At 75.1% G+C, this 26,059-nt stretch carries 21 protein-coding genes; 16 read left to right on the top strand and 5 right to left on the bottom strand.

The features are described from left to right. Positions 1–2 precede the first annotated feature (2 nt). From FHS37_RS25820 to FHS37_RS25760, 13 genes are all read left to right on the top strand, one after another. Positions 3–959 carry a carbohydrate ABC transporter permease gene (locus FHS37_RS25820; RefSeq protein WP_184825378.1) on the top strand — a complete coding sequence of 319 codons (957 nt, stop codon included), beginning with the start codon at positions 3–5 and terminating at the stop codon, positions 957–959. A gap of 29 nt (positions 960–988) precedes the next feature. After that, complete coding sequence (locus FHS37_RS25815; protein ID WP_184825376.1) at positions 989–1,834, top strand: carbohydrate ABC transporter permease; 846 nt, start codon at positions 989–991, stop codon at positions 1,832–1,834. 1 nt (position 1,835) lies between these two features. Continuing rightward, entirely contained in the window at positions 1,836–3,479 is a 1,644-nt protein-coding gene (locus FHS37_RS25810; protein ID WP_184825374.1) for a beta-N-acetylhexosaminidase, read from the top strand. 289 nt (positions 3,480–3,768) lie between these two features. Continuing rightward, complete coding sequence (locus FHS37_RS25805; protein ID WP_184825372.1) at positions 3,769–4,662, top strand: FAD binding domain-containing protein; 894 nt, start codon at positions 3,769–3,771, stop codon at positions 4,660–4,662. Further along, entirely contained in the window at positions 4,659–6,875 is a 2,217-nt protein-coding gene (locus tag FHS37_RS25800) for a 2Fe-2S iron-sulfur cluster-binding protein (RefSeq protein ID WP_184825370.1), read from the top strand. The genes FHS37_RS25805 and FHS37_RS25800 overlap by 4 nt, the downstream gene beginning before the upstream one ends. Beyond that, positions 6,872–9,187, top strand: coding sequence for a xanthine dehydrogenase family protein molybdopterin-binding subunit (locus tag FHS37_RS25795; protein WP_184825368.1), 2,316 nt, complete (start codon positions 6,872–6,874; stop codon positions 9,185–9,187). The genes FHS37_RS25800 and FHS37_RS25795 overlap by 4 nt, the downstream gene beginning before the upstream one ends. 227 nt (positions 9,188–9,414) lie before the next feature. Then, complete coding sequence (locus FHS37_RS25790) at positions 9,415–10,485, top strand: SUKH-4 family immunity protein (protein WP_184825366.1); 1,071 nt, start codon at positions 9,415–9,417, stop codon at positions 10,483–10,485. Between the two features lie 359 nt (positions 10,486–10,844). Then, a complete protein-coding gene (locus tag FHS37_RS25785; protein ID WP_184825364.1) occupies positions 10,845–12,317 on the top strand; it encodes an MFS transporter in 1,473 nt (490 codons plus the stop codon). A 32-nt stretch (positions 12,318–12,349) separates the two neighbouring features. Next, positions 12,350–12,547: a hypothetical protein gene (locus tag FHS37_RS25780; RefSeq protein WP_184825362.1), complete on the top strand. Its 198-nt coding sequence runs from the start codon at positions 12,350–12,352 to the stop codon at positions 12,545–12,547. Beyond that, on the top strand, positions 12,547–12,921 hold the full coding sequence (locus FHS37_RS25775) for a type II toxin-antitoxin system death-on-curing family toxin (protein WP_184825360.1): 375 nt from the start codon (positions 12,547–12,549) through the stop codon (positions 12,919–12,921). Before FHS37_RS25780 ends, FHS37_RS25775 begins: the two co-directional genes overlap by 1 nt. 117 nt (positions 12,922–13,038) lie before the next feature. Next, a complete protein-coding gene (locus FHS37_RS25770) occupies positions 13,039–14,844 on the top strand; it encodes a DEAD/DEAH box helicase (RefSeq protein ID WP_184825358.1) in 1,806 nt (601 codons plus the stop codon). A 304-nt stretch (positions 14,845–15,148) separates the two neighbouring features. Next, positions 15,149–15,790, top strand: coding sequence for an IclR family transcriptional regulator (locus FHS37_RS25765; RefSeq protein WP_184825356.1), 642 nt, complete (start codon positions 15,149–15,151; stop codon positions 15,788–15,790). A 79-nt stretch (positions 15,791–15,869) separates the two neighbouring features. Next, positions 15,870–16,661, top strand: coding sequence for a S16 family serine protease (locus FHS37_RS25760; protein ID WP_184825354.1), 792 nt, complete (start codon positions 15,870–15,872; stop codon positions 16,659–16,661). A 15-nt stretch (positions 16,662–16,676) separates the two neighbouring features. On the opposite strand, the gene FHS37_RS25755 is transcribed toward FHS37_RS25760, so the two are convergent. The 4 genes from FHS37_RS25755 to FHS37_RS25740 form a co-directional block, all read right to left on the bottom strand. After that, positions 16,677–17,570, bottom strand: coding sequence for an ABC transporter permease subunit (locus FHS37_RS25755; protein WP_375372320.1), 894 nt, complete (start codon positions 17,568–17,570; stop codon positions 16,677–16,679). Beyond that, the gene (locus FHS37_RS25750; protein ID WP_229889824.1) at positions 17,567–18,808 is read right to left on the bottom strand and encodes an ATP-binding cassette domain-containing protein; all 1,242 of its coding nucleotides are present in this window, start codon (positions 18,806–18,808) and stop codon (positions 17,567–17,569) included. The genes FHS37_RS25755 and FHS37_RS25750 overlap by 4 nt, the downstream gene beginning before the upstream one ends. Positions 18,809–18,899: 91 nt before the next feature. Then, a complete protein-coding gene (locus FHS37_RS25745; RefSeq protein ID WP_184825345.1) occupies positions 18,900–19,547 on the bottom strand; it encodes an ABC transporter permease in 648 nt (215 codons plus the stop codon). Between the two features lie 30 nt (positions 19,548–19,577). Beyond that, positions 19,578–20,048, bottom strand: a complete 471-nt coding sequence (locus tag FHS37_RS25740; protein ID WP_184825343.1) for an Lrp/AsnC family transcriptional regulator — start codon at positions 20,046–20,048, stop codon at positions 19,578–19,580. 122 nt (positions 20,049–20,170) lie between these two features. Between FHS37_RS25740 and hppD the strand changes: the two genes are divergently transcribed. Next, complete coding sequence (hppD, locus tag FHS37_RS25735) at positions 20,171–21,319, top strand: 4-hydroxyphenylpyruvate dioxygenase (protein ID WP_184825341.1); 1,149 nt, start codon at positions 20,171–20,173, stop codon at positions 21,317–21,319. Positions 21,320–21,371: 52 nt separating this feature from the next. Here the strand turns inward: hppD and FHS37_RS25730 are convergent, their stop codons facing one another. Beyond that, a complete protein-coding gene (locus FHS37_RS25730) occupies positions 21,372–22,775 on the bottom strand; it encodes a tetratricopeptide repeat protein (protein ID WP_184825339.1) in 1,404 nt (467 codons plus the stop codon). A gap of 104 nt (positions 22,776–22,879) precedes the next feature. On the opposite strand from FHS37_RS25730, the gene FHS37_RS25725 reads away from it, so the two are divergent. Together FHS37_RS25725 and FHS37_RS25720 are read left to right on the top strand one after the other, a co-directional pair. Next, positions 22,880–24,307 carry an FAD-binding oxidoreductase gene (locus FHS37_RS25725; protein ID WP_184825337.1) on the top strand — a complete coding sequence of 476 codons (1,428 nt, stop codon included), beginning with the start codon at positions 22,880–22,882 and terminating at the stop codon, positions 24,305–24,307. 161 nt (positions 24,308–24,468) lie between these two features. Next, positions 24,469–25,980: an RDD family protein gene (locus FHS37_RS25720; protein WP_184825336.1), complete on the top strand. Its 1,512-nt coding sequence runs from the start codon at positions 24,469–24,471 to the stop codon at positions 25,978–25,980. The last annotated feature ends 79 nt before the right edge of the window (positions 25,981–26,059 follow it).

Below are 26,059 nucleotides of genomic sequence, written 5' to 3'. Positions count from 1 at the left end.
CCGTGGTCGCACAGGACACGGTGGTCGTGGAGCGCGAGCGCCCGGCGCGCGCCACGGCCCCCGCACCCCGCACCCCGCGAGGCCGCCGGCCGGGACTCACCCCCTGGCTCTACCTCGCCCCCGCGCTCGTCGTCCTCGGCGGACTGCTCGCCTACCCCATCTACCAGCTCGGCCTGATCTCGCTCTTCCACTACACCCAGGCCCAGGTCAGCGGCGGCGAACCGACCTCCTTCGAGGGCCTCGGCAACTACCGCGAACTCCTCGCCGACGAGCAGTTCTGGCAGGTGCTGCTGGCCACCGTGCTGTTCGCCGCGGCCTGTGTGGTCTGCACCCTGGCCGTGGGCTGCGCGCTCGCCGTGCTCCTCACGCGGGTGCGGGCCGTGCCCCGGCTCGCGCTGATGCTGGCCGCGCTGGGCGCCTGGGCGACCCCGGCCGTCACCGGCTCCACGGTCTGGCTGTTCCTCTTCGACGCCGACTTCGGCCCGGTCAACCGGGTGCTCGGCCTCGGCGACCACGCGTGGACGTACGGGCGGTTCAGCGCGTTCTTCCTCGTCCTGCTCGAAGTGGTGTGGTGCTCCTTCCCGTTCGTGATGGTGACGGTCTACGCCGGCATCCGCGCCGTACCGTCCGAGGTGCTGGAGGCCGCCGCCCTGGACGGCGCCTCGCAGTGGCGGATCTGGCGCTCGGTGCTCGCGCCGATGCTCCGGCCGATCCTGGTCGTCGTCACCATCCAGTCCGTCATCTGGGACTTCAAGGTCTTCACCCAGATCTACGTCATGACGAACGGCGGCGGCATCGCCGGCCAGAACCTGGTCCTGAACGTCTACGCCTACCAGCAGGCGTTCGCGTCCTCGCAGTACAGCCTCGGCGCGGCGATCGGCGTGGTGATGCTGCTGATCCTGCTCGCCGTCACGCTGGTGTACCTGCGGCTGCTGCGCCGACAGGGGGAGGAACTGTGAGACTTGTGCGCCGGGGCGGGGAACCCCGGGTGAATCTTGTGCGCCGGTTCGTGCGGCGGCCGGGGCGGACGGCGGCCGAGGCGGCGGCGCTGCTGGTGGCCGCCGTGGTGGCCTTCCCGCTGTACTGGATGGTGCTGAGCGCCTTCAGGCCGGCCGGGGAGATCGAGTCGACCGAGCCGCGCCCCTGGACGCTCGCGCCCACGCTGGACTCCTTCCGGCGGGTGTTCGGACAGCAGGAATTCGGCCGGTACTTCCTCAACAGCGTCGTCGTCGCGGTCGCCGTGGTGATCGCCTCGGCGCTGATCGCCTTTCTCGCCGCGACCGCCGTGACGCGCTTCCGGTTCCGGATGCGGACCACCCTGCTGATCATGTTTCTGGTGGCCCAGATGGTGCCCGTGGAGGCGCTGACCATTCCGCTGTTCTTCCTCATGCGGGACTTCGGCCAGTTGAACACGCTGTGGTCGCTGATCCTGCCGCACATCGCGTTCTCGCTGCCGTTCGCGATCTGGATGCTGCGGGGGTTCGTGAAAGCCGTTCCTGAGGCGCTGGAGGAGGCCGCGTACATCGACGGAGCGAGCCGCACGCGCTTTCTGTGGCAGATCCTTTTCCCGCTCGTCCTGCCGGGCCTGGTGGCCACGAGCGTGTTCTCCTTCATCTCCACCTGGAACGACTTCCTGTTCGCCAAGTCCTTCATCATCAGCGACATCTCGCAGTCGACCCTGTCGATGGCGCTGCTCGTCTTCTACAAACCCGACGAGCCGGACTGGGGCGGGGTCATGGCGGCCTCCACGGTGATGACGATTCCGGTACTGGTCTTCTTCGTACTCGTACAGCGGCGCCTGGTCTCCGGACTGGGCGGTGCGGTGAAGGACTGACGTGACCGAACTGATTCCAGCGCCCCGCAGCGTCGTCGCCGGTTCCGGCGAGGTGCGTCTGACGGCGCACTCCCGGCTGTACGCCGGTGACGGGACGGAGGGCGTCGGCCACTGGCTGCGCACCGTCCTCCGGCAGGCGACCGGTCTGCCGCTGTGCGAGGGGCGCGAGCCCGACGACACGGACGGCGACGGCATCGGGCTCCGGCTCGACCCCGCGCTGGGGCCCGAGGAGTACCGCCTCGTCAGCGACCGGAGGGGCGTCCTCGTCGAGGGCGGCGGCGCGGCCGGGGTCCTCTGGGGCGCCCAGACGCTGCGGCAGCTCCTCGGCCCCGACGCGTACCGCAGGGCCCCGGTCGACCGCGACCGGGTCTGGACCGTGCCGCACGTCGCGATCGAGGACGCGCCCCGCTTCCGCTGGCGCGGGCTCATGCTGGACGTCGCCCGGCACTTCATGCCCAAGGAGGGCGTGCTGCGCTATCTCGACCTGATGGCCGCGCACAAACTCAACGTGCTGCACTTCCACCTCACGGACGACCAGGGCTGGCGCATAGAGATCGAGCGGTACCCGCGGCTGACCGAGGTCGGCGCCTGGCGCGCCCGGACGAAAAAGGGCCACCGCGCCTCACCCCTGTGGGACGACAGGCCGCACGGCGGCTACTACACCCGGGACGACATCCGCGAGATCGTCGCCTACGCCGCCGAGCGGCATATCGACGTCGTCCCGGAAATCGACGTGCCCGGCCACTCGCAGGCCGCCATCGCCGCGTATCCGGAACTCGGCAACACCGATGTCGTCGACACCTCCTCCCTGGCCGTCTGGGACACCTGGGGGATCAGTCCGAACGTGCTCGCCCCCACGGACGGGACCCTGCGCTTCTACGAAGGGGTGCTCGAGGAAGTCCTGGAACTGTTCCCCGCGGACACCGGCCCGTTCTCCTCGTACGTCCACCTCGGCGGCGACGAATGCCCCAGGGACCAGTGGCGCGCGTCGGCCACCGCGCGGCAGCGGGTCGCCGACCTCGGGCTGAAGGACGAGGACGCGCTCCAGTCCTGGTTCATCGGCCACTTCGCCGACTGGCTCGCCGCGCGGGGACGGCGGCCGATCGGCTGGGACGAGATACTCGAGGGCGGCCTCGCCCCGGGCGCCGCGGTGTCCTCCTGGCGCGGGTACGCGGGCGGGATCGCCGCCGCCCGCGCGGGACACGACGTGGTCATGTGCCCCGAGCAGCAGGTGTACCTGGACCACCGGCAGGACGGGGGTCCCGACGAGCCGGTGCCGATCGGGTACGTGCGCACCCTGGGGGACGTCTACCGGTTCGAGCCCGTCCCCCCGGAGCTGACGCCCGAGGAGGCCGGCCGGGTGCTGGGCACCCAGGCCAACGTGTGGACCGAGGTGATGGAGGACCAGGGGCGCGTGGACTACCAGGTCTTCCCCCGGCTCGCCGCCTTCTCCGAGGTCGCCTGGAGCTCCCTGCCCGCCCCCGCCGAACGCGACGTCACCGGCTTCGAGCGGCGGATGACCGCCCACTACCGGCGCCTCGACGCCCTGGGCGTCGCCTACCGGCCGCCCACCGGCCCCCTGCCCTGGCAGAAGCGTCCGGGCGTGCTGGGGCGCCCGATCGACGGCGCGCCCCCGAACCGGTAGCCCGTACGCCCGCCTCGCCCCGGTCCCGTCACGCGCATCCCTCCGCCCCACCTCGAACAGGTAACAGAAAACAGGGGCAGGGGTCACCGAAGAGTGTCAATCCGAGTGCACCGGTGATGTCGTGCGAAAACGGACCATGTCCGGGGTGAGGTGGGCGAATGCCTCCTAGCGGACCCCCGTCTTCGGCGCTCGCCGAGATGTGCCAGAGTTGCCACGTCCGCCCCGTGAGCACGTACCGTACGGCAACACAGGTCGGACCAGGTGGGGCAGCGGGAAGGGGCAGCCGGTTTTGAGCACGCACGCACCGCAGGCGGCGCAGGCCGTCACGCTGCCCGCGACCCTGGACGAGGCCGTGGCGGCGCTCGCGGCCACGCCCGCCGCCGTGCCCGTCGCGGGTGGCACCGACCTGATGGCCGCCGTCAACGCCGGGCAGCTCAGGCCCGCCGCGCTGGTCGGCCTCGGCCGGATCAGCGAGATCCGCGGCTGGCAGTACCTGGACGGCCACGCGCTGCTCGGCGCCGGCCTCACCCACGCCCGGATGGGCCGCCCCGACTTCGCCGCGCTCATCCCGGCGCTCGCCGCCTCCGCGCGGGCCGCCGGGCCGCCGCACATCCGCAACGCCGGCACCCTGGGCGGCAACATCGCCTCCGCCGCCCACACCGGGGACGCGCTGCCCGTGCTGGCCGCGCTGGAGGCGACGCTGATCATCGCGGGCCCGGGCGGCGCCCGCCGCGAGATCCCGGTGTCGCACCTGCTGGCCGGGGTGGACATGCTGCGCGCCGGCGAGCTCATCGGCTACGTGCGCGTGCCGCTGCTGCACGCCCCCCAGGTCTTCCTGAAGGCGACCGGCCGCACCGGTCCCGGCCGCGCGGTCGCCTCCGTCGCCCTCGTGCTCGACCCCGCCCGCCGCGGGGTGCGCTGCGCGGTGGGCGCCATCGCGCCGATGCCGCTGAGGCCCCTGGAGGCCGAGCAGTGGGTCGCGCAGCTCATCGACTGGGACAACAACCGCGCGATCGTGCCGGAGGCGCTGCACGCGTTCGGGGAGTACGTCGCCGCGGCCTGCATCCCCGACGCGGCCCCCGGCGAGGACGGCACCGTCCCACCGCTTCCGCCCGCGGTACTGCACCTGCGGCGCACCGTCGCCGCGCTGGCCCGACGAGCACTGGGGAGGGCGCTGTCGTGACCGACGACCAGCACGGAGAGGGCACGCCCCGGGGCGGCGGCCGCTGGGACCCGTTGCCCCAGGGCGACTACGACGACGGCGCCACCGCCTTCGTGAAGCTTCCCGAGGGGGGCGTCGACGCCCTGCTGGACGCCATGGAGTCCCCGCTCGCCGCGCCCGGCCACGGCTACGTGCCGCCGCAGATAACGGTCGCCCCCGCGACCACCGCGGGCACCGACCCGGCGGCCACGGGCACCTGGCAGGTGCCGGGCGCGCCCGTCGACGGCGCCCAGTGGCACGACCCGCAGGCCGCGCAGGCGCAGACCGGGCACCCGCGGCAGGAGCCCGGGGCGGACGAGGCGGCCCCGCCGTCCACCGGACAGGACCGGTTCACGTACGACCCCGGGGCCACCGGGCAGTGGGGCTACGAGGACGCGTCCGCGGCGGAGAACCCCGCGCCGGGCCACGACGTCACCGGCCAGTGGTCGATCCCCGTCGCCGGCGGCGACCTCCCGGACGAGTCGGGCGAGTTCACCACGTCCGCCCTGGCCGAGCAGTGGGGCGGCACCCCTCCGGCCACCCTCCCGGGCGGCGCCCCCGCCCCCTGGGCCACCCAGGCCATCGGGCAGCCGTGGGGACCCGGCGTACCCGGGGTCCCGCAGGAGCCGCAGGACGGTGAGCCCGGTCCGGAGCCGCGGCCGGCCGCCGCTCACCCGCACCCGGACTCCGGTCCGGGCGGGCCCGGGGCCGAGGAGCGGGGAGCCGTCCCCGCGCACCACCAGGCCGACGCGGCCGTACCGGCGCGGGAGCGGGAGGACCGGCCGCGCACCCACGGGGAGCCCGGCCGGGGCGACGACCCGGCATCCCGGCAGCCGGCCGGTCCGGACGGCTACGGCGAGCGGTCCGCCCCGGGCGCGTCCGCGTCCGAGCAGCCGGCCGGCGCGCCCGGAGCCGGGCCGTCCGACGAGGCGTACCCCGGAGCCGGTCACGCGCCGGAGCCCTCCGGCGCGTCCCGGCCGTTCGCCGCCGAGGAGTACACCGAGGGGTACGCCCAGGGCTACGAGGAGCCCGCGGCGGAGCCGCGGTGGCCGTCCGGCGCGGAGGCGTACCCCGGGGCCGGCGCGGAGGACGCCGACGGTGCCCCGGCCGGACTCCGTGAGCACCCGCACCCCGGCACCCAGGACGCCGCACGGCCCGCTTCCGGGGCCGACGGGGCCCCCGAGACCTCCCCGGCCGCGCACGGGGCTCCGGAGGGTGCGCACGGGGCCCCCGAGGCCGTCCGGGGGCAGGCGGAGCCCTCCGCCGAAGCCGCCCGTCCCGGCCCGGAGGCGGACACCGCACCGGAACCCGCCGCCGACGGCGGCGCACCGGCGGCCGACCCCGCCTCCCCGGACACCGCGACCGCGCAGGCCGCCCCGGACCCCGTGGGCGGCCCGGAGCCCTCCGGCGGCCCCGACCCCGTCGGCTCCCCGGACACCGCGGACGCCCCCGGCGACCCCTCCCCGCCGGCGGCCCCCGCGCCGGACGGCTCGGCGCCGCCGCACGACCAGCCGCCCGGCGCCCCGCACGACGACCACCCCCTGGCCTCCTACGTGCTCCGCGTCAACGGCTCCGACCGGCCGGTCACGGACGCCTGGATCGGCGAGTCGCTGCTCTACGTGCTGCGCGAGCGGCTCGGCCTCGCCGGCGCCAAGGACGGCTGCTCGCAGGGCGAGTGCGGGGCCTGCAACGTGCAGGTGGACGGGCGGCTCGTCGCCTCCTGCCTGGTCCCGGCCGTCACCGCGGCCGGCAGCGAGGTCCGCACCGTCGAGGGGCTGGCCCGGGACGGGCAGCCGTCGGACGTGCAGCGGGCGCTCGCGCGGTGCGGCGCGGTGCAGTGCGGCTTCTGCGTACCGGGCATGGCGATGACCGTGCACGACCTGCTGGAGGGCAACCCGGCGCCCACCGAGCTGGAGACCCGCCAGGCCCTGTGCGGCAACCTGTGCCGGTGCTCCGGCTACCGGGGCGTCGTGGAGGCCGTCAAGGAGGTCGTCGCCGAACGCGAGGCGCACGCCGCGGCCCCCGAGCCCGGCCCGGACGCGGACGCCGACGCCGACGCGGACGCGCCCCGCATCCCGCACCAGGCGGGCCCCGGCGCCGGCGGCGTCGACCCCTCGGCGTTCGGGCCCACCGGACCGAACGACCGGCACGACCAGCACGACCAGCCCTACGGTCAGGACGGAGGCCAGGCGTGAGCAACGAAGCAGCCACCGCGCAGGCCGTGCAGGCCGCGGAGGCCGTCCCCGAGCCGGAACCGATCCCGCACGGACTCGGCGCCTCCCTGCCGGCCGCCGACGCCCGCGCCAAGACCGAGGGCACCTTCCCGTACGCCGCCGACCTGTGGGCCGAGGGCCTGCTGTGGGCGGCCGTGCTGCGCTCGCCCCACCCGCACGCGCGCATCGTGTCCATCGACACCTCCCACGCGCGCGAGATGCCCGGCGTCCGCGCGGTCGTCACCCACGAGGACGTCCCCGGCGCCCCGCTGCACGGCCGCGGCACGGCCGACCGGCCGGTCTTCGCCTCCGAGGTGGTGCGCCACCACGGCGAGCCCATCGCCGCCGTCGCCGCCGACCACCCGGACACCGCGCGGATGGCCGCCGCCGCCGTCATCGTCGAGTACGAGGTGCTCGACCCGGTGACCGACCCCGAGCAGGCCTTCGAGGCCGAGCCGCTGCACCCCGACGGCAACCTGATCCGGCACATCCCGCTGCGCCACGGCGACCCCGAGGCGTCCGGCGACGTCGTCGTCGAGGGCCTGTACCGCATCGGCCGCCAGGACCCCGCCCCCATCGGCGCCGAGGCCGGTCTCGCCGTGCCCCGCCCGGACGGCGGCGTCGAGCTGTACCTGGCGTCCACCGACCCGCACGCCGACCGCGACACGGCCGCCGCGGCCTTCGGCCTGGCACCCGAACGGGTGAAGGTCGTCGTCACCGGGGTGCCCGGCGCCACCGCCGACCGCGAGGACCGGAGCTTCCAGCTCCCGCTCGGCCTGCTGGCCCTGAGGACCGGCTGCCCGGTGAAACTCGCCGCCACGCGCGAGGAGTCCTTCCTGGGCCACGCCCACCGCCACCCCACCCTGCTGCGCTACCGCCACCACGCCGACGCCGAGGGCAGGCTGGTCAAGGTCGAGGCGCAGATCCTGCTCGACGCGGGCGCCTACGCCGACACCTCCTCCGACGCCCTGGCCGCCGCCGTCGCCTTCGCCTGCGGGCCGTACGTCGTCCCGAACGCCTTCATCGAGGGCTGGGCCGTGCGCACCAACAACCCGCCCTCCGGCCACGTGCGCGGCGAGGGCGCGATGCAGGTGTGCGCCGCCTACGAGGCGCAGATGGACAAGCTGGCCAAGAAGCTCGGCGTCGACCCGGCGGACCTGCGGATGCGCAACGTCATGGCCACCGGCGACGTCCTGCCCACCGGTCAGACCGTGACCTGCCCGGCCCCGGTCGCCGAACTCCTCCAGGCGGTGCGGGACTTCCCGCTGCCGCCGCTGCCCAAGGACACCCCCGAGGACGAGTGGCTGCTGCCCGGCGGCCCCGAGGGCGCGGGCGAACCGGGCGCGGTGCGCCGGGGCGTGGGCTACGGCATCGGCATGGTGCACATGCTCGGCGCGGAGGGCGCCGACGAGGTGTCCACGGCCACCGTGAAGGTCCAGGACGGCGTGGCCACGGTGCTGTGCGCGGCCGTGGAGACCGGCCAGGGCTTCGCCACGCTGGCCCGGCAGATCGTCCAGGAGACCCTCGGCGTCGACGAGGTGCACGTGGCGCCCGTGGACACCGACCAGCCGCCGGCCGGCGCGGGCTGCCGGGGCCGGCACACCTGGGTGTCGGGCGGCGCGGTGGAGCGCGCGGCGAAGATGGTCCGCACCCAGCTCCTGCAGCCGCTGGCCCACAAGTTCGGCATGTCCACCGAGCTGCTCCAGATCACCGACGGCAAGATCACCTCGTACGACGGCGTGCTGTCCACGACCGTCACCGAGGAGCTGCAGGGCAAGGAGCTGTGGGCCACGGCCCAGTGCCGCCCGCACCCGACCGAGCCGCTGGACGGGACCGGGCAGGGCGACGCCTTCGTCGGCATGTCCTTCTGCGCCGTCCGCGCGGTGGTCGACGTCGACATCGAGCTCGGCTCGGTACGGGTCGTCGAACTGGCGGTCGCCCAGGACGTGGGCCGGGTGCTGAACCCGGCCCAGCTGGCCGCCCGGATCGAGGCGGGGGTGACGCAGGGCGTGGGCATCGCGCTCACCGAGAACCTGCGCGCCCCGCGCGGCCTGGTCCGCCACCCCGACCTCACCGGATACGCTCTCCCGACCGCCCTGGACGCCCCGGACATCCGGATCGTGAAGCTCCTCGAGGAGCGGGACGTGGTGGCCCCCTTCGGCGCGAAGGCGGTCAGCGCGGTGCCGGTGGTGACCTCCCCGGCGGCCATCGCCTCCGCCGTCCGGGCCGCCACCGGCCGCCCGGTGAACCGCCTGCCGATCCGCCCGCAGGCCGCGGTGGTGACCGGCGGCTGAGACCCGTTCCGGGCGATTTCGGTGAGAAGGCAACGCACGGGGTTGTCCGAGCGTCTCATGGGGTAAGGGCGCTCGGTTCGCCGTCCTCGGCCCGGGGCGTTGTCAGTGCCGGCGCGTAGTGTGCCGAGTGGTGGGGGACGGCCGCCGGGTCCGGACGGGCGTGGTCCGTTCCGCCCGGGCGGGGCGTTCACGGGCCCGGGGCCGAGCACACGTATCGCGGGGGAATCATGAGCACGACCGACACCGTTGCCACGGCGGCGATCACACGGACCGAGGCGGGCCTCGGTCCGTACCTCGCGCACGCGCCCACGCACCGCCGGCCGGCCGGCCCCGGACTGCCCGGCGACGCCGGCCCGTTCGACTTCGCGGACCTGTGCGGCGGGGGGCCGGTCCCGGTCGGCCCGGAGGCGGATCCGGTGCTGCTCGGCGGGGCGGCCGGCGAGGTCCCGACGGCGTACTTCTTCCACGACCGTCCGGACCTGATGGACCGCCGGCCGCTCGCCCCGTCCCTGCCGACCCTGGTGCGGTTCGCCGCGGTGACGGACGAACTGGCGGGACTGCGCGGCCAGTTGGCCGCCCGTGCGGGGCGCCGCGGGACCCGGGCGGTCGCGGACGCGGCGCGGCTGCTGCTGGCGGTGCTCGAGGAGGGCGCGGACGGCGGGCCGGCGCCCCTCCGGCGGACGGCGGAGCTGGTCCGCCCCCTGGCCCTGGCGGCGGGCCCGGGCACGGTCTCGGGGCTGGCCCTCGACCTCCCGGTGCGCCTGCTGGACCGGGAGTTCGGCCGGGGCGGCGTGGTCCGCTTCGAGGAGGTCGACTTCCCCGCCACGCTCACGCACGAGCCGACCCGCCGCTTCCTGCGCGAGACGGGCCTGCCGGAGGACGGCTTCCTCTTCCGGCCGGACACCGACCTGCCGCCGCGCACCCTCACGGAGCACTGCGCCGACGGCGGGGACGGGTTCCCGCCCGGCCGTCTCCCCGCCCACGCCGACCGCCTCGTACGCCTCGGAGAACTGGTCGAGGACCACAGCCTGGTCGTCGACGGAGCCACCGGCGCGGTGCTGGGCTGGAGCGAGCCGGAACGCGTCCTCCGCCCCCTCAGCACGGACGTCTCCACCCTCGCCTCCACCCTCTGGCTGCTCCACCGGGAGCGCGCCGTCGACGAGGCGCCGGGCCACGCGCTGACCGGCGCGGCGTACGACCGGCTGGTGATGGCGATGATCCAGGCCCTGTCGTCGATCGACCCGGTGGGCCCGACGGACGACGACGAGCTGCTGGACCTGAGTGGCACCGGCGGCTGAGGGGCCCCGGGCCCCATCGGCGCAGGCGAGGTGCCGGGGCCCCGCTCAGGGTGCCTGATCGTCGCCCGACCGGGCGGCGTCCGGCACGTCGTCGTCCCGGTACGGAGGGGGCGCCGCCCCGGCTCCCGCGCAGACCCGCGGATTCCCGACCGCATGGGTCCCGACCGTTCGGCACCTGTCCGGCCCCGGGGCGCGGCGGTAGCGGGGCTCGGGGGGAGGGCGGGTGCCGCAACGGGAACCGCCGTGCCCCGTTCACGAAGGAGCGCGGGGGGAGGCGGCGGGACGTAGGTCCGAAGTACCGGTCCGGTCCCGACCCCCGACAGGGGTCAAACCTGACCGCGGACCTTACTCTGGCGGTCATGACCACCCCGAACCCGCGCGACACCGGTGTCGCCGACCCCGCCGGAGCCACCGCCCCGGTCCCCGTGCCCGCGCCCGACGCGACCGTGCTGAGCCGCCCCTACCGGGCGCTGAGCATCGGGATCGTCTCCGTGGTGCTGCTGATCGCCTTCGAGGCGACCGCGGTCGGGACGGCGATGCCGGTGGCGGCGCGGGAACTGGACGGGGTGTCCCTGTACGCGTTCGCGTTCTCGGGGTACTTCACGACGAGCCTGTTCGGGATGGTGCTCTCCGGCCAGTGGTCGGACCGGCGCGGCCCGCTCGCCCCACTGACCTGGGGCATCGTCTCCTTCGGCGCCGGGCTGCTGCTCGCCGGGACGGCGGGCGCGATGTGGCCGTTCATCCTCGGGCGGGCCGTGCAGGGGCTCGGCGGCGGGCTGGTCATCGTCGCGCTGTACGTGGTGGTCGGGCGGGCCTACCCGGAGCGGCTGCGGCCGGCGATCATGGCCGCGTTCGCGGCGAGCTGGGTCGTGCCGTCGATCGTCGGCCCGCTGGCCTCCGGCGCGGTGACCGAGCAGCTCGGCTGGCGGTGGGTGTTCCTCGGCATCCCGGTGCTGGTGGTGTTCCCGCTGGCCCTCGCGCTGCCCCAGATACGCCGCCTGGCGTCCGGCCCGGTGGGCGGCGGCACGGACGCGCCGGCCTCCTTCGACCGCCGCCGCATCCGGCTCGCCCTGGCGATCTCCTTCGGCGCCGGCCTGCTCCAGTACGCGGCCCAGGACCTGCGCTGGCTCTCCCTGCTGCCGGGCGCGGCGGGCGTGGCGCTGCTCGTCCCGGCGGCGCTGGGGCTGCTGCCGCGCGGCACGTACCGGGCGGCCCGTGGGCTGCCCTCGGTGGTGCTGCTGCGCGGCGTCGCCGCCGGGTCCTTCATCGCCGCGGAGTCCTTCGTGCCGCTGATGCTGGTCACCCAGCGGGGGCTCAGCCCCACGCTCGCCGGGTTCTCGCTCGCGGCGGGCGGCGCGACCTGGGCGCTGGGCTCCTGGCTGCAGTCCCGGCCGCGGCTGGAGCCGTACCGGGAGCGGCTGATGACCCTCGGGATGGTGCTGGTGGCGGGGGCCATCGCGGGCGCCCCGACCGTGCTGGTCCCCGCGGTGCCCGCCTGGACGACGGCCGTCGCCTGGGCCTTCGGCTGCCTCGGGATGGGCCTGGTGATCTCCTCCACCAGCGTGCTGCTGCTCCAGCTCTCCGCCCCCGAGGAGGCCGGAACCAACTCCGCCGCGCTCCAGATCTCCGACGGCCTGTCCAACGTCCTGCTCCTGGCCGTGGGCGGCGCCGCCTTCGCCGCCCTGGGCGGCGGCGCGGCCGGCCACGCGGCCGTGGAGGCCGCCGGCACCGGCTCCCACCCGGCCGCCTTCGCCGCGGTGTTCCTGCCGATGGCGGCGGTGGCGCTGGCGGGGGCGTGGGTGACGACGCGGCTGCGGGCGGAATCGGTATGACACCGAGTGGTACCACTCGGTGCCGTGGGAGCATGGCCGGACTGAACCTGCGCTTCACCGACGAAGAACTCGACGCCCTGCGTGAGCGTGCCGCTGCGGAGGGACGCGGCATGCAGGCCTGCGCGCACGACGCGGTGATCGCGGCCGTGAACGAACATTCGCGGCTGTTCGACGAGGCGGCCGAGCACGTGCTGAAGGCGGGTGGGGAGCTGAACCGGAGGCTCGCCTGATGCACCACCTCACCTTGCCCGAGCTGCTGAACCTGGCCCAGCGGCTCGGGGAGAGCGAGGTGCGCGACTACGGGTTGCCGGATTCGGCACGGGCGCGCCCGCAGTCGAGCGTCTTCGGCCAGGACGCCTACCCGGACGTGTGGCAGAAAGCCGCGGCCCTGAGGGAGTCCCTCGCCCGCCGTCACGCCCTCGTGGACGGGAACAAGCGCCTGTCCTGGTATGCGACCTGGGTCTTCCTCCACAGGAACGGGCATCCGCTGGACGCGGAGTTCGACGTCGACGAGGCGGAACGGTTCGTGTTCGACGTCTGCCGGGGCGTGCTGGACGTGCCCGAGATCGCAGCTCAGCTGCCGCGCTTCGCGCGCTGGCTGTGACGTCGGTCCCACCCCCGGGTGGCCCGGCACGGTCCGCGCGTCGACCGTGCCGGCCCGCCGGTAGGGTGGCCCGGTTGTCCTACGTAGCCGAGCCGCCCGACCCCCACGACGGAGACCGTGACTACCACCGCCAGCGCCAGCGCCGCCCCCCACTCGCACCACCTGTCGCCCGCCTTCCCCGGCCGCGCCCCCTGGGGCACCGCCAGCAAGCTGCGCGCCTGGCAGCAGGGGGCGATGGAGAAGTACGTCCAGGAGCAGCCGCGCGACTTCCTGGCGGTCGCCACCCCCGGCGCCGGCAAGACGACCTTCGCGCTGACGCTGGCCTCCTGGCTGCTGCACCACCACGTCGTGCAGCAGGTGACCGTCGTCGCGCCCACCGAGCACCTGAAGAAGCAGTGGGCCGAGGCCGCCGCCCGGATAGGCATCAAGCTGGACCCCGAGTACAGCGCGGGCCCGCTCGGCAGGGAGTACCACGGCGTCGCCGTCACCTACGCCGGTGTCGGCGTGCGCCCCATGCTGCACCGCAACCGCGTCGAGCAGCGCAAGACCCTCGTCATCCTCGACGAGATCCACCACGCCGGTGACTCCAAGTCCTGGGGCGAGGCCTGCCTGGAGGCGTTCGAGCCGGCCACCCGGCGCCTCGCGCTCACCGGCACGCCGTTCCGGTCCGACACCAACCCCATCCCCTTCGTGACGTACGAGGAGGGCGACGACGGGATCCGGCGGTCGGCCGCCGACTACACCTACGGGTACGGCTCCGCGCTCGCCGACGGCGTCGTCCGCCCCGTCATCTTCCTCTCCTACAGCGGCAACATGCGCTGGCGCACCAAGGCCGGCGACGAGATCGAGGCCCGCCTCGGCGAGCCCATGACCAAGGACGCGATCAGCCAGGCCTGGCGCACCGCGCTCGATCCGCGCGGCGAGTGGATGCCGTCCGTGCTGCGCGCCGCCGACCAGCGCCTCACCGAGGTCAGGAAGGCCATCCCGGACGCCGGCGCCCTCGTCATCGCCTCCGACCAGGAGTCCGCGCGGGCCTACGCCAAGCTCATCCGCGACATCACCGGCCACAAGGCCACCCTCGTGCTGTCCGACGACACCGGCGCGTCCAAGCGGATCGACGAGTTCAGCGCGAGCGACGACCGCTGGATGGTCGCCGTGCGCATGGTGTCCGAGGGCGTCGACGTGCCGCGCCTCGCGGTCGGGGTGTACGCCACCACCATCTCCACACCGCTGTTCTTCGCCCAGGCCGTCGGCCGTTTCGTGCGGTCCCGGCGGCGCGGCGAGACCGCGTCCGTGTTCCTGCCGACCGTCCCGGACCTGCTCGGCTTCGCCAACGAGATGGAGCGCGAGCGCGACCACGTCCTCGACCGGCCGAAGAAGGACGGCGAGGAGGACCCGTACGCCGAGTCCGAGAAGGAGATGGACGAGGCGAACAAGCAGCAGGACGAGGACACCGGCGAGCAGGACATGCTGCCCTTCGAGGCGCTGGAGTCCGACGCCGTCTTCGACCGGGTCATGTACAACGGCGCCGAGTTCGGCATGCAGGCCCACCCCGGCAGCGAGGAGGAGCAGGACTACCTCGGCATCCCCGGACTCCTCGAGCCCGACCAGGTGCAGCTGCTGCTGCAGAAGCGGCAGGCCCGGCAGATCGCGCACAGCAAGAAGAAGCCGGCCGAGGAGGCCGACCTGCTCGAACTGCCCGCCGAGCGGCGGCCCGTGGTCTCCCACAAGGAGATGATGGAGCTGCGCAAGAAGCTCAACTCCCTCGTCGGCGCCTACGTCCACCAGAGCGGCAAGCCGCACGGCGTCATCCACACCGAGCTGCGCCGGGTGTGCGGCGGCCCGCCGTCCGCCGAGGCGACCGCGGGGCAGCTGCGCCAGCGGATCGCGAAGGTGCAGGAGTGGGCCACGCGCATGCGGTGACACCGCGCCCGCACGCCGACCCGAGGGGCGGCCGTGCGTACCCGGACAAACGGGACCACTTTGTCGGCGGATGCGCCCGGATTCTGGACGGAGCCTTCCGCTGACCGAACCGGCTCGCTACTGTCCCGCTACGCACACGCCCCGTGGCAGCGCCGCCGCGGAGCGCAGCCGTGAAGCGACTGTGCCCGGAACACGGCCGGGCCGCCGGCCGATCGGCGGCCTCTGAAGCGCGTGACCGACGGGACTCGGTGACGTGTCTCCCGCAAGAGGGCCGCCGACCTCACCACTGTAAGGAGTGGGCGTCGTGACCGCGGAGACCTCTCAGACGCTCGACAGGGGCCTGCGGGTCCTCAAGCTGCTCGCCGACACGGACCACGGGCTGACCGTCACCGAGCTTTCCCACAAACTGGGCGTGAACCGGACCGTCATATACCGGTTGCTCGCCACGCTGGAGCAGCACGCCCTGGTCCGCCGCGACCTGGGCGGGCGGGCCCGCGTCGGGCTCGGCGTGCTGCGGCTGGGCCGGCAGGTGCATCCGCTGGTGCGCGAGGCGGCGCTGCCGGCGCTGCGGTCGCTGGCGGAGGACATCGGCGCGACGGCGCACCTGACGCTGGTGGACGGGGCGGAGGCGCTGGCGGTGGCCGTGGTGGAGCCGTCGTGGACGGACTACCACGTGGCGTACCGGGCGGGGTTCCGGCACCCGCTGGACCGGGGGGCCGCCGGCAAGGCGATCCTCTCGGCCCGGCAGCAGCGGTCGGACGACCCCGGCTACACCCTCACCCGCGGTGAGCTGGAGGCCGGGGCCTGCGGGGCGGCGGCGCCGCTGCTGGGCGTCACGGGCGTCGAGGGCAGCGTCGGCGTCGTCATGCTGGCGGACGTCGTCCCGGAACGGGTCGGTCCCCGGGTCATGGACGCGGCCAGGGAGGTCGCGGAGGCGCTGCGCTGAGGCGTACGCCGGTGCGGGCGGGACCCGGTCCCGCCCACCGCCGCCCGGCCGGACCCGGCCACCACGTTAGATTGATCCCGTGTTCTCTCGTCTCACGCGCCCCCAGGCCCTGGCCGTCTGTGCCGCCCCCGTCGTCGCCCTGCTGGCCACGGCGGTGTTCGCGCCGCTGCCGTTCTCGGTGGCGCAGCCCGGGGGGACGGCGGACGTGCTCGGCGAGTACCGGGGCGCGCAGGTGATCACGGTCTCGGGCGCACCGGTGCGCGAGACCAGCGGCCGGCTGCTGATGACGACCATCGTGGCGACCTCCCCGGACACCCGCGTCGCCCTCCCGGACGTGGTCGACAGCTGGTTCGACACCGACCGGGCGGTCATGCCCCGCGACGCGGTCTACCCGAGCGGGGACGACGTCGAGGAGATCGAGCACTACAACCGGAAGCAGATGGAGGAGTCCCAGGACGAGGCGACCGAGGCCGCCCTGAACCACCTGGACCGCGAGGACGAGGGCATCGAGGTCGACCTGGAGCTGGCCGACGTCGGCGGCCCCAGCGCCGGCCTGCTGCTCTCCCTCGGCATCGTCGACAAGCTGGACGGCGACGGCAGCGGCGGCGACCTCACCGGCGGCCGGGTCGTCGCCGGCACGGGCACGATCGACGCGGACGGCACGGTCGGCCCGGTGGGCGGCGTACCGCTGAAGACCCAGGCCGCCCGCCGGGACGGCGCCACCGTCTTCCTGGTCCCCGAGACCGAGTGCGCCCAGGCGCAGGCCGAACTCCCCGAGGGGCTGCGCCTGGTCCCGGTCACCACCCTCGGGGGCGCGATCGACGCCCTGGTCGCACTGGAGAAGGGCACCGGCAAGGTCCCGAGCTGTTAGGGCCCGCCCGGCGGATCACGCGTCCGCCTTCGACCCCCCCGGCCGCAGCAGCAGTTCGGCCAGGGAGGCCAGCCAGTCCACCAGCAGGGCCAGGGCGACGGCGAGGACCGCGCCCAGCACCAGCACCGGCATCCGCCGGCCGGTGATCCCGGCGACGATCAGTGTGCCCAGGCCGCCGCCCCCGCCGAAGGCCGCCAGCGTCGCCGTACCGACGTTCAGGACGAGCGCCGTCCGCACCCCGGCGAGGAGGAGCGGCACGGCCAGGGGCAGCTCCACCCGGACCAGCACGTCCAGCGGGGACATGCCGATGCCGCGCGCCGCCTCCGGCAGCGCGGGGGCGCCGGCCCGCAGCCCCGCGACGGTGCGGGACAGCACCGGCGGCACGGCGCAGGCGACGATGCCCGTCAGGACGGCCCCGCGGCCGCCGCCCAGCCAGACCACCGGCAGCGCGAGCAGACCGATCGCCGGGGCCGCCCGGACCGGGCCGGCGAGCGCCCGCGCGGCCCGGGCGGCCCCGCGGAACGTCCGGCGGGTCAGCAGGACGCCTAGCGGGACCGCGACGACCAGCACGAGGAGCGTCGAGACCGCGGTGAGCTCGACGTGCTGCCACAGTGCCCTGGACACCCGGCCGCCCGCCAGCGCGTCCCGGGAGGGCGCGTCGAGGTCGGCCCGCTCGAACCACAGCCAGGTCGCCAGCAGCACGACGACCAGCACCGCCGGCCGGAGCGTCAGCTTCTGCCAGGTCACCCGGGGCGGCTCCGCCACCGCGGGCGGGGGAGCGGACTGCGTCCCGTCCGAAGGCCCGCCGTCCTCGTCCCGGGGGGCGGGTCCCCGCACCCCGTCGTCCCGGAGGGCGGGTCCCCGCTCCCCGTGCCCACCCCGGGGCCGCCGTCCGGAAGAGGTCCTCACGCCCTCGCCTCCCCTCCGACGCCCTCCTGCGCGGCGTACGTCCGGTCGGCGCGCAGCTCCTCCAGTCCGTACCGGGCCTCCAGCGCCTCCAGCCGGCCGGCCTCCAGCAGTTCGCGCACGGAGTCCATCAGCGTCTCCACGCCGACGACGCCCTCGTACGCCCCGCGCCGCCCGGTGACCACCACCCGCCCCGCGCGGTCGGCGAGCACCGCCTCCAGCGCGTCCCGCAGGGTCGCGTCCCGGGTCACCGTGGAGCGCACCGGCCTGCCCGCACGGGCGGGCGAGCCCCCGGCCCGCAGCAGGTCGCCGCGCCCGAGCCAGGTGCGGGGGCGGCCCCACCGGTCGAGCACCAGGATCTCCTCGGTGCCGTCGGCGCACAGCCGGTCGAGGACGTACCGGGGCGGGTCGTCCACGGTCGCCGTCGGGCAGTCGGTGATCTCCACGTCCCGCACCCGGGCGAGGCCGAGCCGCTTCAGCGCCGCGCCCGCGCCGGCGAAGCCCGAGACGAAGGCGTCCGCGGGGTGGACGAGGACCGCCTCCGGGGTGTCGAACTGGGCGACGCGCGCGTGCTCGCCCAGCACCGCGACCCGGTCGCCCAGCTTGACCGCCTCCTCGACGTCGCGGGTGGCGAGGACGATCGTCCTGCGCGGCTCCCGCCGCAGCCGGACCAGCTCGTCCTGGAGGCGGCTGCGGGTGGTCGGGTCCACCGCCCCGAACGGCTCGTCCATCAGCAGCACCGGCGGGTCCGCCGCCAGCGCCCGGGCCAGGCCCACCCGCAGCCGCTGGCCGTCGGAGAGCCGGTGCGGACGGCGGTCGTGGAACGCGCCGGGGTCCAGGCCGACCAGGTCCAGCACCTCCTCCACCCGCGCCCGCACCCGGTCCGCCGGTTCGCCCAGCATCCTCGGCACCAGCGCGACGTTCTGCGCCACGGTCAGGTGCGGGAACAGCCCGCCGCCCCGGACCACGTAACCGATCCTGCGGCGCAGCCGCACCGGGTCCGTGCGGGCGACGTCCCGGCCGTCGATGCGGACGCGGCCTTCGGACGGCTCGACCAGCCGGTTGACCATCTTCAGCACGGTGGACTTCCCGCAGCCGGGCGGGCCGACGAGGACCACCGTCTCGCCCGCCCCGATCTCCATGCCGACGCGGTCGACGGCCGGCCGCGCACCGCCCGGGTACCGCTTGGTCAGGCCCTCCAGCTCGACGGTCGCCCCGGCGGCGGAGGGCCGGGACGACAAGGACGACCGCCACGACCGCAACGACCGCCACGACCGCAACGACAGGGACGGCCAGGACGAAAGGGGGGACCGGGGCGCCGTCCCGGGTGGCTCAGGCACGGATCCCCCCGGGCACGGTCAGCCGCCCGACCAGGACGTACGCGGCGTCGAGGAGGAGCGCGAGGACGACGATCCCGAGCGTGCCGGCGAGCACCTGGGCGAGCGCGTCGCCGCCGTCCGGCGAGGCGATCCCGCGGAGGATCGGGTTGCCGAGGCCGGGACCGGAGACGCAGGCGGCGAGGGCGGCGACGCCCGTCAGCGTCCGGGTGGCGCCCCGGATCCCGGTCAGGACCGCCGGCCAGGCCAGCGGCAGTTCCACCCGCGCCAGCCGGGCCGGCCGCGACATGCCGATGCCGTCGGCCGCGTCCAGCAGCGCCGGGTCGACCCCGCGCAGGCCCACGACCGCGCTCCGCGCGACCGGCACCAGCCCGAGCAGCGTCAGCGCCGTCACCGTCGGCGGCAGGCCGGGCCCCGCGACCGGGACCAGCAGGCCGATCACGGCCAGCGCCGGAACGGCCGACAGGGCCGCGGTGGCGTTCGCGGCGAGGGCGCCCGCCCGCGCGCCGCGGTGGGCGGCCACCCCGATCAGCACCCCGAGCACGGTCGCCGCCACCGTGCACGGCAGGACGACGGCGGCGTGCCGGCCCGCGTCGGTGAGCAGCTGCCGGTGGTGCTCGCCCAGGTACTCCCAGAAGTTCACGTCCGCTCACCCCCGCTCGGCCGGATCGGGTCACTCGCCGAGCGCCGCCTGCTCCACCAGCGGGATGATCCGCAGCGGAACGGGGTTCTCCATGACGATCGCCGTGGAGGCCCGGACGATGCCATCAAAACCGACGACGCGGTCGATCACCCGCTGGAGATCGGCGTTCGAGCGGGCCACCAGCCGGCACAGCATGTCCCCGGTGCCGGTGGTGGTGTGCAGCTCCAGCACCTCCGGCACGGTCGCCAAGTGGGCCCGGACGTCGGCTCCTTGCCCCTGCCGGATCTGCAGCGTGGCGAACGCCGTGACCGGGTAGCCGAGCGCCGCCGGATCCACCTCGGGACCGAATCCGCGGATGACTCCGTTCGACTGAAGCCGGTCCAGACGGGCCTGCACGGTCCCGCGCGCCACCCCGAGCCGGCGGGACATCTCCAGCACGCCGATGCGCGGCTCGCGCGCCAGCAGCACGATGATCCGGCCGTCCAGATGATCGATCGCCATTCCGCCCCTCCCGATGGTCATCCTGTACAGAGAGCCCGCCGGTACGGGCACACGACTGAGCACATTGCCCAGTGAATACGCGAACTATTGCGCACCTTGCAGGGCTGCACCACCCTGCCCCTATGACGCAGACCACACACCACACTCCCGAGACCACCGCCCGGCAGGCCGACCCCTTCCCGGTCAAGGGAATGGACGCGGTCGTCTTCGCCGTGGGCAACGCCAAGCAGGCGGCGCACTACTACTCCACCGCCTTCGGCATGAAGCTGGTCGCCTACTCCGGACCGGAGAACGGCAGCCGCGAGACCGCGAGCTACGTCCTGGAGAGCGGCTCGGCCCGCTTCGTCCTCACCTCGGTGATCAAGCCGTCCACCGAGTGGGGCGCCTTCCTCGCCGACCACGTGGCCGCGCACGGCGACGGCGTGATCGACCTCGCCATCGAGGTGCCGGACGCGCGCGCCGCGTACGCCTACGCCGTCGAGCACGGAGCCCGCTCGGTCGCCGAGCCGTACGAGCTCAAGGACGAGCACGGCACCGTCGTCCTGGCCGCGATCGCCACCTACGGCAAAACCCGCCACACCCTGGTCGAGCGCACCGGCTACGACGGTCCCTACCTGCCCGGCTACGTCGCCGCCGACCCGATCGTCGAACCGCCCGCCCAGCGCTCCTTCCAGGCCGTCGACCACTGCGTCGGCAACGTCGAGCTCGGCCGGATGAACGAGTGGGTCGAGTTCTACAACAAGGTCATGGGCTTCACGAACATGAAGGAGTTCGTGGGCGACGACATCGCCACCGAGTACAGCGCGCTGATGTCGAAGGTCGTGGCCGACGGCACGCTCAAGGTCAAGTTCCCGATCAACGAGCCCGCCATCGCCAAGAAGAAGTCCCAGATCGACGAGTACCTGGAGTTCTACGGCGGCGCCGGCGTCCAGCACATCGCGCTCAACACCAACGACATCGTGCAGACGGTCCGCCAGATGCGCGCGGCCGGCGTGCAGTTCCTGGACACCCCGGACTCGTACTACGACACCCTCGGCGAGTGGGTCGGCGACACCCGGGTGCCGGTCGAGACGCTGCGCGAGCTGAAGATCCTCGCCGACCGCGACGAGGACGGCTACCTGCTGCAGATCTTCACCAAGCCGGTCCAGGACCGTCCGACCGTCTTCTTCGAACTCATCGAGCGGCACGGCTCGATGGGCTTCGGCAAGGGCAACTTCAAGGCCCTGTTCGAGGCGATCGAGCGCGAGCAGGCCAAGCGCGGCAACCTGTAACGCCCGCGACGCGCGGGGCCGCGCGATCCGCCCGGCCCCGCACCGGGGCGCCTCAGGAGGACTCGGGCCCCGCCTGGACGGACGGTTCCCCCAGGCGGGCCAGCGCCGCCTTCGCCCGCTCCACCCGCAGCGGCGAGAAGTACGGGTTGATCCGCAGCGCCTCCCGCAGGTGCCGCCGGGCCGCCCCGTACCGCTCCGCCTCCCGCTCGATCAGGCCCCGGTGGAACACGTACAGCGCGCTGCGCACCCCGCCGCCCCGCGTCCCCTCCGTCGCCCGCACCGCGTACGGCAGCGCCTCCTCGGACCGGCCCGCCCGGTGCAGCGCCCAGCCCAGCGCGTCCGCCACCTCCGTCGACGGCTGCCGCTCCCACTGCGCCCGCAGCCGCCGCACCGCCGCCCGCGGGTCCCCGTGGTCCGCCTCGAACCGGCCCAGGACCAGGTCCTCGTCGCCCCCGTGCGCCGCGGCCAGCCGGACCCGGTCGCGCAGCAGGTCGTACTGCGCCCCGGCGGCCTGCCGCCGCCCCAGCGACTCGTACAGCTCGCCCAGCTCCAGCGCGTACTCGGGCCGGGGCTGCCGGGCCAGCGCCGCCCGGTAGGCGCTCAGCGCCTCCGCCGTCCGGCCCAGCGCCGCCAGCGCCCTGCCCTGTCCGGCCAGCGCCGCCCCCTGGTCGGGGTCGATCCGCACCGCCTCCCGGAAGAGCCGCAGCGCGTCCTCCCGGTCGCCGCGCTCCCAGGCCAGCTGACCGGCCCGCTCCAGGTACGCCGCCCGCTCGGCCGGCTCCCCGGCGGCCGACGCCGCGTCCGCCAGCTCGACCGCCGCGTCCTCCCGCCAGCCCCGGTCCCGGTGCATGGCCGCCGCCCACGCCATCGAGACGGGACCGGAGCGCAGCTCGGTCAGCCTCTCCAGCAGCTTCTCCGCCTCCTCGCGGTCGCCGAGCCCGGCGGACGCCTCGATCAGCAGCGGATACGTCGTCCACCGCTTCGGCTCCAGCTTCCGCGCCGCCTCGCCCCACCGGCGCGCCCCCGCGTAGTCCCGGCGGGCGTTCGCCAGCGCCGCCAGGCCCCGCAGCGCCGGTGCGTTCCCCTCGGGCCGCACCTCCAGCGAGGTGCGCAGCGCCTTCTCGGCCCGCGGCCAGTACGCCGGATCCGCCAGCCGCCGCGCCTGCTCCACCCGGGCCGCCCCGAGCACCGCCCAGGACTCCGCGTCCTTCGGATGCTTCTCCAGGTGCCGCCCGCGCTCCTCGACCAGCACCTCCAGATCGGGCAGCGAGGCCGGCACCCCGTTGGTGACCGCCGCGGCCGCCCGCGCCCCCGGATCCGGCGCGTCCGGCACCCCGGGCTCCCCCGGCAGCAGCACCAGTACCAGCCCTCCGCCGAGCACCGCGCACCCGGCGACCGAGGAGAGCAGCACCCGGCGGCGGGTCCGCCCGCCGGGTCCTCGTGGCTTGTCGTCCATGGCGCCCACTGTGTGCCACACCCCGCGTTCGTACGATGAACACACTCCGGCGTGACGCGGCTGCCGTACGCGGGGTTCACACCGATGGCCCCCGGTGCGACGCTGTGATCATGAGCCGTATCGAAGCGCGACGCGACGAAGACCGCGGCGAGGGCACGGTGACGGCCGGCCCCCTCGTCGACCGGCTGCTCGGCGGCCTGCCCCCCGAGGCCGTCCTCACCGACCCCGACGTCACGGCCTCCTACGCCCACGACATGGCGAGCTTCTGCCCGGCCGGCAGCCCCGCCGTGGTCGTCCTGCCCCGCACGGTCGAGCAGGTCCAGCACGTCATGCGCACCGCCACCGAGCTCCGGGTCCCCGTCGTCCCGCAGGGCGCCCGCACCGGCCTGTCCGGCGCCGCCAACGCCGCCGACGGCTGCATCGTGCTCTCCCTGACGAAGATGGACCGCATCCTGGAGATCAACCCGGTCGACCGGATCGCCGTCGTCGAACCCGGCGTCGTCAACGCCACCCTCTCCCGCGCCGTCGGCGAACACGGCCTCGCCTACCCGCCGGACCCCTCCAGCTGGGAGACGTGCACCATCGGCGGCAACATCGGCACCGCGTCGGGCGGGCTGTGCTGCGTGAAGTACGGGGTGACGGCCGAGTACGTGCTCGGACTGGACGTCGTCCTCGCCGACGGCCGGCTGATGTCCACCGGCCGCCGCACCGCCAAGGGCGTCGCCGGATACGACCTGACCCGCCTGTTCGTCGGCTCCGAGGGCTCCCTCGGCATCGTCGTCCGCGCGGTCCTCGCGCTCCGGCCCAAACCCCCCGAGCAACTGGTGCTGGCCGCCGAGTTCGCCTCCGGGGCCGCCGCCTGCGACGCCGTGTGCCGCATCATGGCCGGCGGACACGTCCCCTCCCTGCTCGAACTCATGGACCGCACGACGGTCAAGGCCGTCAACGACACGGCCCGCATGGGCCTGCCGGAGTCCACCGAGGCCCTGCTGCTCGCCGCCTTCGACACCACCGACCCGGCCGCCGACCTCGCCGCCGTCGGCGCGCTGTGCGAGGCCGCCGGCGCCACCCAGGTCGTGCCGGCCGAGGACGCCGCCGAGTCCGAACTGCTGCTCCAGGCACGGCGGCTGTCCCTGGTCGCCCTCGAGGCGGTCAAGGGCACGACGATGATCGACGACGTGTGCGTGCCCCGCTCCCGGCTCGGCGAACTCATCGACGGCGTCGAGCGGATCGCCGAGAAGCACCGGCTCACCATCGGCGTCGTCGCCCACGCGGGCGACGGCAACACCCACCCGACGGTCTGCTTCGACGCCACGGACCCGGAGGAGTCGCGGCGGGCCCGGGAGTCCTTCGACGAGATCATGGCGCTCGGCCTGGAGCTCGGCGGCACCATCACCGGCGAGCACGGCGTGGGCGTCCTGAAGAAGGAGTGGCTGGCGCGCGAGATCGGCCCGGTGGGGGTGGAGATGCAGCGGGCCGTCAAACAGGCCTTCGACCCGCTGAACCTCCTGAACCCGGGCAAGCTCTTCTGACCCCCCCCGCACCGCGCGCGGCTTCCCGGAAAACCTTTCGCCGGGTACCACAACGGTGCCCGAAAGGGGTGGGTCCGGCCGGACGGGCGGTCAGGTCCGCGCCCGTCTGATAGATGTGGTTCCCCCCGACCCACCCCTCGAGCAGATACGGGACGACGGACATGAGCGCCCCACCCCCGGCCCCCGGCGACGACACGCCCCGCGAAGGGTATTACCCGGACCCGTCCATTCCTGGATATGTCCGGTACTGGAACGGTGCCGCCTGGGTACCGGGCACGAGCCGTCCGGCGCCCAAGGACGGCGAGCCGCTCGTCCCGCCGCCCGGTGTGCGCCCGGCGCAGCCCTCCGTCGAGGAGACCGGCCCGCACTTCTTCGACGAGGACCCGGTCGACGAACCGGCCGCCTCCCCGGCCGAGTCGCAGCACGGCAGCCGGCCCGAACCCGCCTCGGCCTGGGGCGCCGACCGCTCCCGCCAGTCCGGCTTCGGCGGCGACCGGGACCGCAGGATCTCCTGGGGCGCCGACCCGAGGGTCCCGCACGCCCCCGGACCGGAGGCGGCGCCCGCGGGGACGGACACGGCGTCCGCGGGGACGGGCACGGCGTCCGCGGGGACGGGCACGGACCGGCCGGAGGCGGGTGCGGCGGTTCCGGACGGCACCTTCGTGTTCCGCAGGCCGACGGCGGAGCCCCGGCAGACGGCGGCCGCCCCGGCCGACGCCTCCGGGGGAGACCTCCGGGACGAGGGCACCATGACCTTCCGGGCCGTCACCCCGCGCACGACCGCGCCGGGCGGGGGGACGGCGCCCTCCGGTGCGGGCGCAGGCGCCGGGGCCCAAGGGGCCGCTGGACCGGGTGGGCCGGGCGCGGGCGCCCCGGCGGGGTCCGCCGCTTCCCAGGGGCCCGGGTTCGGGGCCGGGAAGGCGGCCGCCGCCCGTGCCGCCGCGGCCGCCCCCACGGCGCCGTCCGGTCCGCAGCAGATCGCCCCGGCCGTCCCCCCGCAGACCGCCCCGACCGTTCCTCAGCAGACCGCTCCGACCACCCCCGGCGCGCCGCTGACGAGCGGTCCCGGCGGCGGTCAGGCCTCCTGGGCGCAGCAGGTGCACCGGCTCGCGGGCGGCGAGGAGCCGCCGGTCGCGCCGTGGAAGCCGCCGGTCGAGGACCCGTTCCAGGCCGCCGCCCGGCGGCAGGCCGCGGCCCGGCCCGCGGCGCTCGGCAAGCGGCTGGTCGCGCGGCTGCTGGACACCGTCGTGCTCGGCGGCGTCACGGCCGTGGCGGCCGTACCGCTGGGCGCCAGGGCGGTGGACCACGTCGACGCGAAGATCGACGCGGCCAAGCTGTCCGGCGAGACCGTCACGGTCTGGCTGCTCGACGGCACGACCTCGGTGTACCTCGGCATCGTCCTCGCCGTCCTCCTCCTCGCCGGTGTCCTCTGCGAGGTGCTGCCCACCGTCAAGTGGGGCCGCACCCTGGGCAAGAAGCTGATGGGCATCGAGGTGCGGGACATCGAGGGGCACGAGGCGCCGGAGTTCGGCGCGGCCCTGCGCCGCTGGCTCGTCTACAGCGTCCCCGGCCTCCTCGTCGTCGGTGTCGTCGGCGTCCTGTGGTGCCTGTTCGACAAGCCCTGGCGCCAGTGCTGGCACGACAAGGCCGCGCACACGTTCGTGGCGGGCTGACGGCCCGCACCGCCCGGGAACACCGGTACTCCGGACGGCCGCTCGCCGGATGCGGGGCCGGGGGGTTCGCGGTCGACTC

The sequence above is a fragment of the Streptomyces griseomycini genome (genome assembly GCF_014203535.1).
Lineage (GTDB): Bacteria > Actinomycetota > Actinomycetes > Streptomycetales > Streptomycetaceae > Streptomyces > Streptomyces griseomycini.
Note: the sequence above shows the minus strand (reverse complement) of the source record. Positions and strands in the feature narration are given on the sequence as shown.

Coding starts and splice junctions, on each gene's coding strand:
- FHS37_RS25790 (WP_184825366.1), top strand. CDS start 9,415: ATGAGCACGACCGACACCGTTGCCACGGCGGCGATCACACGGACCGAG.
- FHS37_RS25785 (WP_184825364.1), top strand. CDS start 10,845: ATGACCACCCCGAACCCGCGCGACACCGGTGTCGCCGACCCCGCCGGA.
- FHS37_RS25780 (WP_184825362.1), top strand. CDS start 12,350: ATGGCCGGACTGAACCTGCGCTTCACCGACGAAGAACTCGACGCCCTG.
- FHS37_RS25775 (WP_184825360.1), top strand. CDS start 12,547: ATGCACCACCTCACCTTGCCCGAGCTGCTGAACCTGGCCCAGCGGCTC.
- FHS37_RS25740 (WP_184825343.1), bottom strand. CDS start 20,048: ATGGCGATCGATCATCTGGACGGCCGGATCATCGTGCTGCTGGCGCGC.
- hppD (WP_184825341.1), top strand. CDS start 20,171: ATGACGCAGACCACACACCACACTCCCGAGACCACCGCCCGGCAGGCC.
- FHS37_RS25730 (WP_184825339.1), bottom strand. CDS start 22,775: ATGGACGACAAGCCACGAGGACCCGGCGGGCGGACCCGCCGCCGGGTG.
- FHS37_RS25720 (WP_184825336.1), top strand. CDS start 24,469: ATGAGCGCCCCACCCCCGGCCCCCGGCGACGACACGCCCCGCGAAGGG.